Below are 14,972 nucleotides of genomic sequence, written 5' to 3'. Positions count from 1 at the left end.
AGAAATAAAAAACCGGGCATTTATCCCCGGTTTTTTATTGCAACAAAAATTGCGGCTGCACGATTAGATTGGCAATTGTGTGGTGAATTTTACTTGTTTTAGTGCAAATGCAGAATTGATTGATCCAATGTTTGGTAAATGGATCAGTGTTTGTTTCATCAGCCGCTCGTAATGCTCAACGCTTTCTACTACTACGCGTAAAACATAATCTTTTTCGCCACTGGTTGAATAACACTCAACGACTTCCGGAATTGCCTGCACCATTTCTTCAAATGCCTCAAGTGATGGGGCATCGTGATTTTTAATAGTGATATAAGCATGAACTGTCACGCCCAAGTTAAGCAGTTTGGGATCGAGCAAGGTCACTTTCCCGCGAATCACACCTTCCACTTCCAAGCGCTTGAGGCGTCGCCAGCAGGGAGTATGTGAAAGGCCGATCATATTGCCGAGATCGGCCATAGAATAATCAGCATTTTCCTGAAGGGCGCGCAAGATTTTTCGATCATACTCATCGAGCTCGACTGACTTGGGCATGGGACTGTCCTGAATGGCTGGGTTACGAGGGGCTATTCTAGGATGAAAATTTTCCTATGACAATAAATTGAGGATGCATCTAACTGTAAAACCCTATTTATCTGGCTTATATATTAAAAACCACAACCTTCTGCCGCTTTTTCAGGACGGTGCTCAACCCGCATATTGTGATTGGACTCATGGGCGTGTATCGTACGCCTCCTTTGTTGGCATTTTGTGCCGTGTTCGAGGACAAGGGGACTCCCCACTTGACCCGATAAAAATAATGCTGAGGAGCAATCCGAGATGAGAGTGATATTGTTGGGCGCGCCAGGTGCCGGTAAAGGTACGCAAGCGCAACTGATTATGGAGAAGTTTGGTATCCCGCAAATATCGACTGGCGATATGTTGCGTGCTGCTGTTAAAGCGGGAACTTCTTTAGGCTTGCAGGCCAAAGATATTATGGCGTCTGGTGGTTTGGTGCCGGATGACCTGATTATTTCTCTGGTAAAAGAGCGTATTGCTTCCAGTGATTGCACTAATGGCTTTTTGTTTGATGGTTTTCCGCGCACTATCCCACAAGCACAAGCGATGTTGGATGCCGGCGTTGATATCGATCATGTAATTGAGATCTTTGTTCCGGACGAAGAAATTGTTTCGCGTTTAAGTGGCCGTCGCGTGCATGAAGCTTCTGGCCGCGTTTATCATGTGATTCACAACGCACCTAAAGTGGCTGATCATGATGATTTGACCGGTGAGCCGTTGATTCAACGTCCTGATGATACCGAGGAGACAGTGCGCAAACGTCTTGGTGTTTATCATGAGCAAACCGAGCCGTTGGTAGGGTTCTATCAGGGGCTGGCGGCGTCAGCTAAAGTTAAAGTGCCTAAATATACCCGTATTAGCGGTATCGGCAGTGTCGATTCAATTCGCCAACAACTGCTGACTGTATTGGGCTGATTCAGTGCGATACAGCAAAAATAGGCTCTACGGAGCCTATTTTTTTGTCTGGTGTTTCCCTTTTCCCTCTCATTACTTTTATTGTGTAGTTTTATGAGTTTGATTCTCGCCCTGGATTCCTCCACAGATGCCTGTTCGGTTGCACTCAATGTGCACGGGCAATTAAGTGCCCGGTTTGAGCTGGCAGCCAAAAGCCACACCCAACGATTATTGCCGATGGTGGATGAACTCTTGCAAAGCCATAATCTCACCTTGCGTGAGCTGGATGCTATTGCATTTGGCCGCGGACCAGGCTCTTTTACCGGTTTACGGATCTGTATGGGAATCGTTCAGGGTTTGGCGTTCGGCGCCCAACTTCCGGTTATTCCCATATCCACGCTTGAGTCTATGGCGCTGGCGTATTATCGCGCTAATCCAGATGTGAACCTTCCGGTATTGGCAGCGCTGGATGCGCGTATGGATGAGGTTTATTCGGGGTTATTCGCTCGCGATGGTGATTCGATACTGGCGCTTTGCGCTGAAAGTGTGATGAAGCCCGAATTGCTATCAATGCAAGATCCTATCCAGCAATTGGGCGGGCAATTTATTGCGATTGGTTCCGGTTGGCATTATCCGGCAATGCAGCAGCTCGCAGCAGGTACTACAGTGGTGGATATCCAGCCACAAGCCGAAGAAATGGCGTTGATTGCGGCAAAAGTCTGGTTTGCTGGTGGCGCAATTGATGTGCTTGATGCGGAGCCGGTATATTTGCGCGATACCATCTCCTGGCAAAAGCGCCAGCGCATTCGTAATCCCGATTTGGGAACTTCTGAAACTTGAATTTGGTGACGTTATTATGACTGCCTCCAGCTCCATGGTTGATTTCAACACCGGTTTGCTTGAATTCCTGCACGCATCGCCCACACCATTTCACGCCACTGAAAATATTGCTGCGATGTTGCTAGGCAAAGGATTTATTCCACTTTATGAAGGGGATAGTTGGGAGCTTGAGCCGGGTAAGCGCTATTTGGTAACGCGCAACGATTCGTCGATTATTGCTTTCGTCTATGGCAAATCCCTGTTGGATAGTGGAATACGCATGTTAGGTACGCATACTGATAGCCCCTGTTTAAAGGTAAAACCGCGTGCTGAGTTAAATCGTCGCGGTTATTTTCAGTTGGGCGTGGAAGTTTACGGCGGCGCTTTGTTGGCACCTTGGTATGACCGCGATTTATCCATGGCAGGTCGGGTTACTTATCGCGATCAGTCCGATCAAATCGCCAGTACCTTGGTGGATTTTGAGCGTCCCATCGCTGTTGTGCCCAGCTTGGCGATCCATTTGGATCGCGAGGCCAATAATCTCCGCACTATCAATGCCCAGAAAGACATAGTGCCTTTGGTGTTGCAGTTGCCAACCGATGATACGCCGCTGCCTGACTTTCGTGGGCTGCTGCATGCCGAGTTGCAGCGACAGCAGCCCCAATTAGCGATCAAGCAGGTATTGGATTACGAAATCAGTCTCTATGATACCCAGCCCCCCGCATTAATTGGGCTCGAACAAGATTTCATTTCCAGCGCACGACTGGATAATTTATTGAGCTGTTTCATTGGCTTACAAGCGCTACTTGAGGCTGATAATGAGGTTTCAAGCTTGCTGATTTGCACTGATCATGAAGAAGTGGGGAGCACTTCTTGCTGCGGCGCTAAAGGGCCGATGTTGCAACAGTTCCTTGAGCGGTTAGTCCCTGACGTCGATACCCGGGTACGGGTAATCGAGCGCTCAATGATGATATCGGCCGACAATGCCCACGGAATTCATCCCAACTTTATGGACAAGCATGATGAAAATCATGGTCCTTTGCTAAATCGCGGCCCGGTTATCAAGGTCAATGCCAATCAGCGTTATGCTACAACCAGCGAAACCAGTGCGTTTTTCCGTTTGTTGTGTGAGAAAGCCGAAGTGCCTGTACAGGTGTTTGTAGCACGGACTGATATGGGGTGCGGCAGTACGATTGGCCCGATTGTGGCGTCCGAAGTGGGGATCAAAACTATTGATGTGGGTTCGCCGACATTTGCCATGCATTCTATCCGCGAATTGGCGGGCGTACGCGATGGCTGGTATCTCTACAAAGCGGCGGTTGAATTCTTTAATTACTCAAAATCACCTATTGCGCTTATATCTCGCGGCTAAGTGGCGTCCGCAACTACTAATTGGTATTTGCGCGACCATGGGTGTGCGCGTATTTTGAGCAAGTGTTTTTAGCTGAGCGGTTGGATTTTCCTGACGAAAGTGCAACCGCTCGCAATCCAGCTGTGACCAACCGCTAATACTGGCGACAAGCTCACCCCCTCACAGTATCGACTGTTTATAATCGGCCATCTTTTCCTAATAAAAGTCTTTTTATCGTTCGGTAATCAAATCAGTCTATTGCGATTAGCGTTAGCGGCCGTGTGTAGAGTAAGTGGAGCTGAAAAATGGCGATTAGCCTTGATGTATTAGCGTCTTTTGCGCCTTTTAATACCCTTAATCACGAATATCTGGTGCAAGTTGCCGAAAAAGCGAACCTGCGGGAAATTACCAAAGGCGCAATCATTTTCAAGCGCGGCCGCCCATTTCCAGAGAAGGTGTATCTGGTTAGCGGCACCGTCGATCTAATTGATTCCGGCTTTCAAGTAAGTACCATCAACCCCGCCAGCGAATCGCGCCGCTCGCCATTGAACATTACCCAACCGACGCAAGTATCCGCAGTCGCCAAATCCGATGTGACGCTTTTGTCTGTCGATAGCGATTTTCTCGACCTGGTGCTGGCCTGGAGCGAGTCGAGCGACGAAGAAGTGGACACTTCCGGCATTAGTTTGCACGACGACAGCGATTGGATGTCGTCGCTACTGCAATCCCCGCTGTTCAGTCGCTTGCCTCCCGCTAATATCCGCCAACTGTTTATCCGGTTCAAAGCGCAAAAAGTGCAGGCCGATGAAGTCGTTATCAAGCAGGGCGAACGCGGAGATTATTTCTATGTGCTGGAATCCGGCAGCGCCATGGTGATGGATCCCGCTGGCAAAATCCTCGCGGCATTGCGTCCCGGACATTATTTTGGCGAAGAGGCCTTAGTCGGTGATACCACGCGCAACGCGACCATAAAAATGATTACTCCCGGCAAAGTGATGCGTTTGGACAAAGAGGATTTTCGCGAGTTGCTGCAGGAGCCTGTGTTGAAATACGTAACGGCCGAGGAGCTTAAGGCGCGCACGGCCGATATGCCTGCCTATCAAATTCTCGATGTGCGTTTACCCTTGGAGCGGCGTGTGCAAGCGGTACCGGATAGCCGCAATATTCCGCTCAACCAATTACGCAACCATCTTAAAAATCTTGATGATGCAATCACCTATGTGGTCACTGATGATTCCGGTCGTCGCTGTGATGTGGCCTCACACCTCCTGACTCAGGCTGGATTTGAGAGCTGTATTTTGCGCGACTCAGCTAATTATTATTCGGGTTTATAATCCTGTCATTGTCAGGACCGGTATTTGCCCGCAGTACCAATTCACTGTCAGGTTAATAAAGTGCAAGCTGCAAATTCTTGTCGCTTGCCTGTATGATGGCGCCCTGATTTTTCCGCTATCCATCGATTACAGATAGGGCATCATGACCAAACAACGTGTTTTAACCGGCATTACCACCACAGGTACTCCCCATCTTGGCAACTATGTTGGCGCCATTCGTCCCGCCATTCAGGCGAGCCAAAGTGCGAACGTGCAATCCTTTTATTTCTTGGCAGATTTTCACGCATTGATTAAATGCCAAGACCCGGATTTGGTTCATCAATCTACCCGCGAAATTGCTGCGACCTGGTTAGCGTTGGGTTTGGATACTGACAATGCTATTTTTTATCGCCAATCCGATGTGCCGGAAATTCCAGAGCTTTGCTGGGTCCTCACCTGCAATGCTGCGAAAGGTTTGATGAACCGCGCCCATGCGTATAAAGCATCGGTAGATGCCAACCTGGAAGCGGGTGAAGATACCGATTATGGCATCACCATGGGGTTGTACTCTTACCCGATTTTGATGGCGGCCGATATTTTAATGTTTAACGCCAATAAGGTTCCGGTTGGTCGTGATCAGATCCAGCATATCGAAATGGCTCGCGACATAGCAGCGCGTTTCAACCACCATTACGGCGAACATTTTGTCCTGCCGGAAGCGCAAGTGGATGACAATGTAAATGCGATATTGCAAGGTTTGGATGGCCGTAAAATGAGTAAAAGCTACGGTAATACCATTCCATTATTTTTGCCGGAAAAACAGCTGAAAAAATCGATTAATAAAATCCTTACCAACTTATTGGAGCCAGGCCAGGCAAAAGATCCGGATACCTCGCCAGTATTCCAAATCTGGCAAGCCTTCGCGACTGCAGAGCAGACTGCAGAAATGCGCCAGCAATTTGCCGATGGCATCGGTTGGGGCGAAGCAAAGCGTCAGCTGTTTGAATTGATTAATGGGCAACTTGGCGAAGCGCGGGAGAAATATGAATCCCTGCTTGCTAATCCGGCGCATATCGAAGAAGTGTTGCAAAAAGGCGCTGCAAAAGCGCGGGCGTACAGTCAGCCCCTATTAGAAAAAGTGCGTGAAGCGGTTGGGATTCGCAAAATAAAATAAAGTCTTTGTAGTTGAAAAAATCCCTGCCATCGTTGAGATCGCAGGGATTTTTTATTTGAGCTTATCCTGAAAAACTAGCTTGCCGCTTGTGGCCGGCGAGCTTGTTGCGGTTTTCCTGCATTAGCGCGATTGCTGTTAATGGGTGGTTTTGCACCGCCTTGCGATTGGCCTTTGCGGTGCGCTCCTTCTTTGCCCTGTGGCTTTGCGCCACTGCCATTTTTCGGTTTTTGTCCCAGTGCCGGCTTCTTGGCTGCGGATCTACCACCGCCGTTTTTACCCGCGCCTGTACCTGCACCAATCGTCATGCGACGACCTAGTACAATAGGTTCAGGTTTAACATTTGGATCTGGCTCGTAACCGGCGATAACTTCTTTGCCAATGTCGCGCTTGATCAGCTTTTCAATGTCGCGCAAGAATTTAATTTCATCCACGCACACTAATGAAACTGCAATACCTTCAGCGTCTGCACGACCGGTACGGCCGATACGATGGACATAATCTTCCGGCACATTGGGTAATTCATAATTGACAACGTGGGGCAATTGGTCGATATCAATTCCACGCGCAGCAATATCCGTTGCAACCAATGCGCGAATCGCACCGCGTTTAAAATCTTCCAATGCTTTGGTGCGCGCCCCCTGGCTTTTGTTGCCATGAATTGCAGCAGCACTTATGCCATCGTCTTGTAATTGTTCAGTTAATTTGTTGGCGCCGTGTTTGGTGCGGGTAAAAATTAATACTTGTTGCCAATCACCTTTGTTAATCAGGTGCGATAAAAGTTCGCGCTTGCGATTGCGATCTACCGGATGGACACATTGGGTCACGCGCTCGGATGCGGTATTGCGGCGTGCAACTTCAATCAATGTTGGTTGATTAAGCAATTTATCGGCGAGCGCTTTGATCTCATCAGAAAATGTGGCGGAGAACAGTAAGTTTTGGCGCTGTTTCGGCAGCAAGGCCAATACTTTTTTGATGTCATGGATAAAGCCCATGTCGAGCATGCGGTCGGCTTCATCCAGCACCAATATTTCGATATTGCGCAGGCTTACCGCATTTTGGTTTACCAGGTCGAGCAAGCGACCGGGAGTGGCAACCAGGATATCGACACCACCACGCAATTTCATCATTTGCGGATTAATACTTACACCGCCAAAAACGACGGTCGAGCGCAAGGGTAAATACTTGCCGTAATCGCGCACGCTTTCAAATACTTGCGCTGCGAGTTCGCGGGTTGGAGTCAAAATCAGTGCGCGCACCGGGCGGCGGCTACCCACTTGTGGAGCCGGAGCGTTACTTAATTTTTCCAGCAATGGCAGAGTGAAACCGGCAGTTTTTCCGGTACCTGTTTGGGCACCGGCTAGAATATCTCCGCCTTTTAACACGGCGGGAATGGCTTGTAATTGAATAGGAGTAGGCGTGCTGTAGCCCTGATCGGCAATAGCACGCAGAATATCGGCCCGCAGACCGAGAGTTTCAAAAGACATAATGTTTTCCTGTTGCTCGGCCTCCCGCGTGGCGGGCAAGGTCTGGCGAGCTGAGATGTGGCAAACACGCTTGGGTGTTTGACAGCAGAGGAGGGCGACACTGACCTTAAGGGTGTCGGCGCGCATGGTACGCAGTTAGTGCAAAATATGCCAGTTACTTTTTGTTAAGTAAAAGCACTGGGTCTGCGCCTTTCAGCATCTGCTGAAAGGCGACTGTGTGATGGGTTTACAGTGTGATGAACTTGGCGTGGTGAAATTAATCGGCAGTTACTTGGTCGAGCGATGCCTTTTTGTTGCGCGCGAGATGCAAAATAACGAATGCAATAGTGCCCAATACCAAAAAGCCGCTGGTGACAGGTATCAAGGTATCGTTATACAACTGGCCAATAGCAGTGCCGATCAACATCGACATAATCGATGAAGTTGCACCGATAATGGCGGATGCAATACCGGCGACATGACCCATAGGTTCCATTGCCATTGCATTTACATTACCAAAAACTAAACCGAAACAAAAAAACAGTACTGATGCATAAGCCAAAAATACCCAGAGATTCGCAGGCATTAACATTTGCACCACAAGAAAAATTGCGGAGCTGATAATGATTCCCAGAACGGCACGGTTACATAAAAAATCCATTCCCCATTTTTGTACGAAGCGTGCGTTCACCATTGATGCTACACCAAAGACGAGGGCGAGCAAGCCGAAATACACGGTGAATAGTTTTCCGGTTTGAAATAAATCCTGAAAAATTTGTTGTGATGAGTTCAGGTAACCAAGGAAGCTGCCAAAAAATAAACCCATACAAAGGGTGTAACACATGGTGGTGTAATTGCTGATAACCTCCTTAAAACCATCAATAAAACCGCGTGTGCTGAATGGTATTCGATATTCTTTTGGCAAGGTTTCTTCCAGTCGCCAGAAAATCCATACCCCGATAATTAACGCGTAAGCAATGTAGAGCACAAAAATATAACGCCATGAACTTACGAGCAATACAGCTTGCCCAATACTCGGGGCAAGGGCAGGCACCATAATAAAAATCATCATCACCAGCGACATGACGCGTGCCATTTCGTTACCTGCATATTTGTCGCGCACGATAGAAATGGCGGAAACGTAGGGGCCGGCAACGCCAAGGCCCTGGATAAAGCGGCCAACCAGCAAGGTATTAATGTCCTGTGCAAAAAAACAGATCACGCTGCCGCACAAAAATAAAAGGATACCGGCGTAGAGAATTTTTTTGCGTCCGGTTGCATCTGATAGAGGCCCGCACACCAATTGACCAATCGCCATTCCCAGGAATAATGCGCTAATAATGTATTGCGCCTGATTGGCGTGCTCGAGAGTAATCTCTTTACTGATAAAGCCCAGAGCAGGCAACAATGCGTCAATTGACATTGCTACTATGGACATCAGTAAAGCGACCAGCAGCGTAAATTCCTTTGCGGAAATGCGCGAGGCCGTAGGATGTGTAGAGTAATCAGACATAAGAATATTTCCGTTAATAAGGCATTTCCGCATAGACGCTATCATACCCAAATGATGGTGTTGGCGTATGTCAGTAAGTACATGCCAGTAAATTTTGTGCAGTGGCAACTGCTAGTCGAACAGGAAAGAAGAAAATCGACAGGGGTACCTATAAATATTGGGTAGAAGTGATGATTTGAATTGTCTATGGGCGTGGCAACCGATAGCGCATTCCTCCGCCATAAGGCAACTGCGGCAAATATCTTTCCATCAGTGCAATAGCATCAGTGTAGACTTTTTTAACATCCGGTTTGCTTCCCAGTTCGATACGGCGGGATAACATAGTAATTGGAAACAAGCAGTGGCTGGTTTCTTTTACACAGAGCGCACGGCTGCGTCCAATATTATCTTCATAGATTTTCCATGCAAGAGTATCGGGAAAATCTGCCTGCATCACATTACCCAACACTATGCCCATTGCTTGTTGCATTTTGTAATCATCCCTGGGGATCAGATGCTGATCAAGCAACTTCTGCAATGTATTCAAATCGCCAAGGTCACGCCGAATCGGCATGCCTATTTTGGTCAGTGTTAATTCATTGAGTTTGGAGACATCTTGCTCCATTTGGTTTTTATCGATCCATCCTAAATCACTGATGCTGACACTCCTGGAGGACGACTGTGCAAATGCAGCAGGAGTAGCGCAGGCGAGCAAAATTATAGCGATTAAAGAAGTACGTAAGTTTTTCATTGCTACTGGATCATGAAGTACCGGATTAATTTTTCGCAAGGGATTCATTGCCGGGAACAGAAATCTCCGGTGATGTAAAAATCAGTGGTTGTGGATTAATTTCATCCAGCGGCACAGAAAATCCATCAGCATTAACGATATTGATATGATCACTCTTTAGTTGGCGTGGTTCAGCTACACCACAGGAATGCGCGATCATCCCCACACTTTTGGTAATGTTGCCTTGATAAGATGAAACCCGCTCTGCTTTATCTGCAGGATCGAGTCCTTTTTGTAATTTTGTATTGTGGGTAGTAATACCGGTTGGGCAAGTATTTTTATGACATTGCAATGCCTGGATACAGCCAAGTGCAAACATAAAACCACGCGCGCTGGTTACAAAATCTGCTCCACTGGCCAAGGCCCAGGCAACCATATGTGGAGTCACTAATTTGCCGGCTGCGATAATTTTGATGCGCTCTTTTAACCCGGCTTCATTTAACAGTGCAGTTAGCCATGGCAAGCTTTCTTTTATCGGTAGGCCAACGTGATCCATCAGTGGTTGTGGCGCCGCGCCGCTGCCACCATCAGCACTATCGAGCGTAATAAAATCCGGTGCAGATTCGATACCCTGCACACGAATTTCATTTATCAAATCAACCAACCATTTTTTCTCGCCTAACACTGCTTTGAAACCAACCGGTTTGCCGGTGAGGTTGCGGATATGATTGATCATTTTCAATAGATCAACCACTGAACGGATATCAGTATGACCATTCGGGCTAATAGAAGCTTGGCCCTCGGTAATACCGCGAATGAATGCGACTTCTGCCGATACTTTTTCGGCGGGTAATATTCCGCCTTTGCCCGGCTTTGCGCCTTGGCTCAACTTTATCTCAAACATTTTAATTTGCGGCTTGGCTGCCAATTCAAGCAAGCGTGCATCACTTAAATTACCCTCCAAATCACGTACGCCGTATTTAGCTGTGCCGATCTGGAATACCAGGTCGCAGCCACCGTCAAGATGATAAGGAGACAAACCACCTTCACCGGTATTGAGCCAGCAGCCCGCTTTGGCGGCACCGCGCGATAATGCGAGGATTGCAGGACTCGAAATTGCCCCGTAACTCATACCGGAAATATTAAAAATGGAACGGGTGGTATAAGGCGTTTTGCAAAACGGGCCAAGTATTACTGGCGATGGAATCAACGCGTCACTTTCCATTATCGGAAATGCGGCATTTAGAAAAATCAATGTACCCGGTTCATTAAGGTTGAGTGTCGAGCCGAAGCCGACATTACTGTCTACATCTTTAGCCGCGCGATATACCCATGAGCGATCTGCACGATTAAAGGGCATCTCTTCGCGATCATGCGCAAAAAAATATTGCCGGAAAAATTCACCCAAATGTTCAAAAAAATAACGGAAGCGGCCGAGAACCGGATAGTTTTTGCGGATGGTATGGGTGCTTTGGGTAATATCGGTGATATACATAATCACTACTGCCAATAAGGCCAGACCAACCAGCATAATAAACATGACCTCAAGCCAGGTCAGCAGTGTTAACGCCCAGTGCAAATCAATCATAGTGCTAAAGAGTCCTAATCAATTTGTATGTCAGTGTATAATTTTACGTTGTTCCTGCCTGTTGATTTTGCGTAATACATGGCAAGGTCAGCATGTTTGATTAAAGTATTTTTCTCATCACCATCTTGTGGATAGAGTGCAATACCGATACTGCAGGAAATATTCAGCAAGAAGTTTTCAATTTTAAAGCCCTGGTTGAGTGCATTGCGAATTTTCTCAGCAACCTGGCGGCTGAGATGGCGCGCACTCATACCGCGCAATTGCAGGTCTCTGGCAGAAATAATGATCATAAATTCATCGCCACCGTAACGCGCAGCCGTATCTGTCTCGCGAATGCAGGTGAGCATACGTGCAGCGCATTCTTGCAATAATTTATCGCCGATATCGTGGCCGTATTTATCATTTATTGGCTTAAATCCATCCAGATCTACCAACATAACTGCAATTTCTACTTTATCGCGCCGTGCGCTAATCAATGCTTGTTCAATGCGGTCCTCTAATAAAATCCGGTTCGGTAAACCGGTGAGCGCATCATGGTGCGCAACCTTGTGAAGATATTGGCGCTGGCTATTAAGTTCGTGTAATTGCGCGTTTAATTTTTTAGCCATGATCGAAAAGTTACGCGCGAGCAACCCCAATTCATCTTCGCGATTAGTGCTGAGTTCAGGTACGGGATCGCCTTGTTTAAAGCGCGCAAAAGTAGTAGCCATGCGTTGTAATGGTGTGGTTATTTTCCGTGCGAGCATCAGCGATAAGAGTACAAATAAAATTCCGAAGGTAACGGATATTTGCAGGCTGGTAATGCCCAGCTTGCGGCTGTCGGCCAGTACTGCATCAAGATTGCTCACCAATCCTAACACAATATATTTTTCGTCCGATTCCATGGCGAAAGGAACTTTGGTTAGGGAAATGACTGCTTGTTTTTCAGGGGCAAGCAGATCGGGCACTTCGGCAACCAATCGGGATGATTCACCGGAAAAAATGCGCTGGGATATAGGCATATCATCTTGCATCATAATGCGCATACCTTTATCAAAACCAAAAGTTTTTTCCAGATCGGGGTGAAGTATGTAATCGCCTGCCGAATTTGTAGCTACAACATCGATTCCTTCGGGAACATCAGTCTCAATTAATGAGAACATTTTTTCCAGATCGACATTGATCACAATAACTCCGAATACACTATTGTCTGCGCTATAAACCGGAGTGGCGACTATCACGCTGGGTTTTCCGTAACCATCGAGCAAGCCGCGCTCTTTATTCAGGCGTATTCCGGATACAAATACACTGCCAGCTTTCAGTTGCAGGGTATTGTAAACATAGGAATAGTGCGCTTTTTCTTGCAGTGCAATGCCTTCAACGATGTGCACGGAGTTTTGTGATTTATCGAGACGTACCAGCTCGCGTCCATGATCGCGCGCGCTAATGAAGCGAACTTGATTGTATTCTTCGTGGGATCTGAGAAATCCTGCGAGTGCAGTTGCCAATCGCTTCCGATGTTGTGCGATCTGTGAAGTTTGGCTGGACGCAATTTCATTAATAGCGGGCAGCTGCGAGATAAAAAGAAGATCTTTAGTGATGTCGGCAATAAAAAAAGAATAGCGGTTGGCGAGCACTTGGGTGGCTGTAGCCAATTTATCTTTGGCTGATTGAATCAACAGCGCCCGCCCGTGAGTGTAAGTAAAATATACGCTGATGCCCGCACTTAAAATACTCAACACGGCAATCCAAATGGCGAGCTTGATAACAATCCTTGAACCCATAACTAAAACCTTTCCATGACATCGCCAGAAATAATTCGATCCCACAAGCTTGCACGGGCATCAGCATTTTCAATCGGCTCGAGCCAGATGAGATTGGCATTCTGGTGGGCAGTCGATTCCTGTATGGTATTTGCCAAACCTTGCGCATTGGTCAGGCGGAGGCTGGCTTTTTCTTCCAACATAAAATTAATCCATTGCTCGGCAAGCGGGCCAGCGCTATGCCCAACAGCCCAACAATCCAGCCAGGCGAGAGTGCCGTCCTGCGGCATGGTGTAACCAACATCCGCTCCTACGTCGACTAACGCTTTTAATTGTTGGTTACCGTAATTGGCAAAAATCAGCGCAATTTCCTGGGTTTTAAATAATTTAACGGCCTCTTGGGGCGAAGAATAAAAGGTGAGCAAATTGCGGCGTAATTCGACCAGCCGACGGGCGGACTGTTGCAGTTGCTCCGGCGATTGGTTGAATGGTGTTTTCATGCCCAGACCAAGTGCTGCCAGGGTAAAATTGTGATTGCTGGTGTTAAACGCAAGCACCTTGCCCGCATAGGCAGGGTTCCACAGGGCATTGATAGTTTGCGGCGGTTGGTGAACCAGTTTGCGATTATAAATAAGCCCCATCTCTGAATAGGTATAGGGGATCGCATAGGTTTGCTCATTCTTAACCAGGCCTGGAATCTCATCCCGTTGTTTAAACTGCGGAAGTTGATGTTCCAGATTGGGAATATTGCGGGTTTCGATAGGGCGTACAAGCCCTTTGGCAATATAACGTTGTAATTCAGCGGTATTGACGGCGATCAGGTCATAACCCTCATTATTAGATTCGGTTACTTTGCTCCAAAGTTCATCATCTGAGTAAACAAAAGTAACTTTGATATCGACCTGATAGCGCTTTTCGAATTCGTGCACCAAATCGGCATCGGCGTAGCCTTCCCACGCCAGTATTTTCATGTGTGGCTTGGCCCAGGCAGGGGGAATGAAGAGAATGGTCAGCAAAAGGAAGAAATTGGCTAGGTAATAACGCATCGCTGAACCTGGATATCCTGAGGTCAATTGATTTTAGCTTAGTACCAGCAAAGTGGCGGATGAGTTTATACGATGACCTTGATCTGCCCTAGGTTCGGTTGCCGATAGGACGAGCAGGGTTGCCTGCGACCTTGGCATGGGCAGCAACAGTGCGAGTCACTATACTCCCCATACCTACTATGGCATGGTCGCCAATGGTTACGCCGTCCACTATACCGGTGTTGGCGCCAATCCACACATCACTACCGATTTGAATCCCACTTGAGGTGACGGGTTGGTCTTTAATCAGCTGGTCAGTCTCCATTCCATGGTTGAACGCGTAAGCATAGGAATAGGCTGCAATGCGCGTGCTATCGCCAATAACAATGCCTTTGCGCCCGCCATCAAGGCTAACGTGATGATTGATGGAAACATTCCGTCCAATGGTTAGTGGGCCATGCAGCACGCAGTCGGCGGCGATATAAGTGTTATCGCCGATAATGATAGGGCGACCTGGTTCGGCAAATAAGCGCGCTTCAGGTGCAATAAAACAGTTTTTACCAATCTCCACTGTCTCCATTGCACACAAATACGCTTGCCATTCGTCTTGCCATGCCTGCGCCCATTCCCGCTGAACCGGTTTCAGCCGGTCATAAAGCCAGGGCATATAGCTGAGGCGCAGCTTATGTTGTTGACGATAGCGTTCTGTATTTTGTGAATCACCCATGGATTGTAAAAGTTCAGCATTGATAATTAAGGACGGGATTATAGAGGGCGGGACGGAAACAAGAAATTGCGGCAATAAAAAAGTGTCCGCCGGTTG

General features: G+C 47.6%; 13 protein-coding genes. 5 read left to right on the top strand and 8 right to left on the bottom strand.

The features are described 5' to 3' along the window. Positions 1-63: 63 nt before the first annotated feature. The gene (locus tag AC1RJL_RS17890) at positions 64-534 is read right to left on the bottom strand and encodes an Lrp/AsnC family transcriptional regulator (protein ID WP_492916503.1); all 471 of its coding nucleotides are present in this window, start codon (positions 532-534) and stop codon (positions 64-66) included. 285 nt (positions 535-819) lie between these two features. Between AC1RJL_RS17890 and adk the strand changes: the two genes are divergently transcribed. The 5 genes from adk to AC1RJL_RS17865 all read left to right on the top strand — a co-directional run bounded on the left by adk (position 820) and on the right by AC1RJL_RS17865 (position 6,109). Continuing rightward, entirely contained in the window at positions 820-1,473 is a 654-nt protein-coding gene (adk, locus tag AC1RJL_RS17885) for an adenylate kinase (protein ID WP_492916501.1), read from the top strand. A 93-nt stretch (positions 1,474-1,566) separates the two neighbouring features. Beyond that, positions 1,567-2,292 carry a tRNA (adenosine(37)-N6)-threonylcarbamoyltransferase complex dimerization subunit type 1 TsaB gene (tsaB, locus tag AC1RJL_RS17880; protein WP_492916499.1) on the top strand — a complete coding sequence of 242 codons (726 nt, stop codon included), beginning with the start codon at positions 1,567-1,569 and terminating at the stop codon, positions 2,290-2,292. A 16-nt stretch (positions 2,293-2,308) separates the two neighbouring features. Next, complete coding sequence (locus AC1RJL_RS17875) at positions 2,309-3,643, top strand: M18 family aminopeptidase (RefSeq protein ID WP_492916497.1); 1,335 nt, start codon at positions 2,309-2,311, stop codon at positions 3,641-3,643. A 284-nt stretch (positions 3,644-3,927) separates the two neighbouring features. Further along, on the top strand, positions 3,928-4,956 hold the full coding sequence (locus AC1RJL_RS17870) for a cyclic nucleotide-binding domain-containing protein (RefSeq protein ID WP_492916495.1): 1,029 nt from the start codon (positions 3,928-3,930) through the stop codon (positions 4,954-4,956). 142 nt (positions 4,957-5,098) lie between these two features. Continuing rightward, positions 5,099-6,109 carry a tryptophan--tRNA ligase gene (locus AC1RJL_RS17865; RefSeq protein ID WP_492916493.1) on the top strand — a complete coding sequence of 337 codons (1,011 nt, stop codon included), beginning with the start codon at positions 5,099-5,101 and terminating at the stop codon, positions 6,107-6,109. A 74-nt stretch (positions 6,110-6,183) separates the two neighbouring features. On the opposite strand, the gene rhlE is transcribed toward AC1RJL_RS17865, so the two are convergent. The 7 genes from rhlE to AC1RJL_RS17830 form a co-directional block, all read right to left on the bottom strand. Then, the gene (gene rhlE / locus AC1RJL_RS17860; protein ID WP_492916491.1) at positions 6,184-7,593 is read right to left on the bottom strand and encodes an ATP-dependent RNA helicase RhlE; all 1,410 of its coding nucleotides are present in this window, start codon (positions 7,591-7,593) and stop codon (positions 6,184-6,186) included. A gap of 256 nt (positions 7,594-7,849) precedes the next feature. After that, positions 7,850-9,085, bottom strand: coding sequence for a multidrug effflux MFS transporter (locus AC1RJL_RS17855; RefSeq protein ID WP_492916489.1), 1,236 nt, complete (start codon positions 9,083-9,085; stop codon positions 7,850-7,852). A gap of 184 nt (positions 9,086-9,269) precedes the next feature. Continuing rightward, positions 9,270-9,815 (bottom strand): DUF3806 domain-containing protein, encoded by a 546-nt coding sequence (locus AC1RJL_RS17850; protein ID WP_492916487.1) that lies wholly within the window; start codon positions 9,813-9,815, stop codon positions 9,270-9,272. Positions 9,816-9,840: 25 nt separating this feature from the next. Further along, entirely contained in the window at positions 9,841-11,382 is a 1,542-nt protein-coding gene (locus AC1RJL_RS17845; RefSeq protein ID WP_492916485.1) for an FMN-binding glutamate synthase family protein, read from the bottom strand. 14 nt (positions 11,383-11,396) lie between these two features. Next, a complete protein-coding gene (locus AC1RJL_RS17840) occupies positions 11,397-13,145 on the bottom strand; it encodes a diguanylate cyclase domain-containing protein (protein ID WP_492916483.1) in 1,749 nt (582 codons plus the stop codon). 2 nt (positions 13,146-13,147) lie between these two features. After that, positions 13,148-14,170 (bottom strand): extracellular solute-binding protein, encoded by a 1,023-nt coding sequence (locus AC1RJL_RS17835; RefSeq protein ID WP_492916481.1) that lies wholly within the window; start codon positions 14,168-14,170, stop codon positions 13,148-13,150. An 88-nt stretch (positions 14,171-14,258) separates the two neighbouring features. After that, positions 14,259-14,876: an acyltransferase gene (locus AC1RJL_RS17830; protein WP_492916479.1), complete on the bottom strand. Its 618-nt coding sequence runs from the start codon at positions 14,874-14,876 to the stop codon at positions 14,259-14,261. Positions 14,877-14,972 lie beyond the last annotated feature (96 nt).

The sequence above is a fragment of the Cellvibrio sp. GW822-FHT04B05 genome, from assembly GCF_058800985.1.
The sequence above is the reverse complement of the archived record's forward strand: the minus strand, read 5'-3'. Positions and strand labels throughout refer to the sequence as shown.

What these genes read in the sequence shown, in the direction of transcription:
- AC1RJL_RS17890 (WP_492916503.1), bottom strand. Translation starts at nt 534, where the DNA reads ATGCCCAAGTCAGTCGAGCTCGATGAGTATGATCGAAAAATCTTGCGC.
- adk (WP_492916501.1), top strand. Translation starts at nt 820, where the DNA reads ATGAGAGTGATATTGTTGGGCGCGCCAGGTGCCGGTAAAGGTACGCAA.
- tsaB (WP_492916499.1), top strand. Translation starts at nt 1,567, where the DNA reads ATGAGTTTGATTCTCGCCCTGGATTCCTCCACAGATGCCTGTTCGGTT.
- AC1RJL_RS17875 (WP_492916497.1), top strand. Translation starts at nt 2,309, where the DNA reads ATGACTGCCTCCAGCTCCATGGTTGATTTCAACACCGGTTTGCTTGAA.
- AC1RJL_RS17870 (WP_492916495.1), top strand. Translation starts at nt 3,928, where the DNA reads ATGGCGATTAGCCTTGATGTATTAGCGTCTTTTGCGCCTTTTAATACC.
- AC1RJL_RS17865 (WP_492916493.1), top strand. Translation starts at nt 5,099, where the DNA reads ATGACCAAACAACGTGTTTTAACCGGCATTACCACCACAGGTACTCCC.
- rhlE (WP_492916491.1), bottom strand. Translation starts at nt 7,593, where the DNA reads ATGTCTTTTGAAACTCTCGGTCTGCGGGCCGATATTCTGCGTGCTATT.
- AC1RJL_RS17855 (WP_492916489.1), bottom strand. Translation starts at nt 9,085, where the DNA reads ATGTCTGATTACTCTACACATCCTACGGCCTCGCGCATTTCCGCAAAG.
- AC1RJL_RS17850 (WP_492916487.1), bottom strand. Translation starts at nt 9,815, where the DNA reads ATGAAAAACTTACGTACTTCTTTAATCGCTATAATTTTGCTCGCCTGC.
- AC1RJL_RS17845 (WP_492916485.1), bottom strand. Translation starts at nt 11,382, where the DNA reads ATGATTGATTTGCACTGGGCGTTAACACTGCTGACCTGGCTTGAGGTC.
- AC1RJL_RS17840 (WP_492916483.1), bottom strand. Translation starts at nt 13,145, where the DNA reads ATGGGTTCAAGGATTGTTATCAAGCTCGCCATTTGGATTGCCGTGTTG.
- AC1RJL_RS17835 (WP_492916481.1), bottom strand. Translation starts at nt 14,170, where the DNA reads ATGCGTTATTACCTAGCCAATTTCTTCCTTTTGCTGACCATTCTCTTC.
- AC1RJL_RS17830 (WP_492916479.1), bottom strand. Translation starts at nt 14,876, where the DNA reads ATGGGTGATTCACAAAATACAGAACGCTATCGTCAACAACATAAGCTG.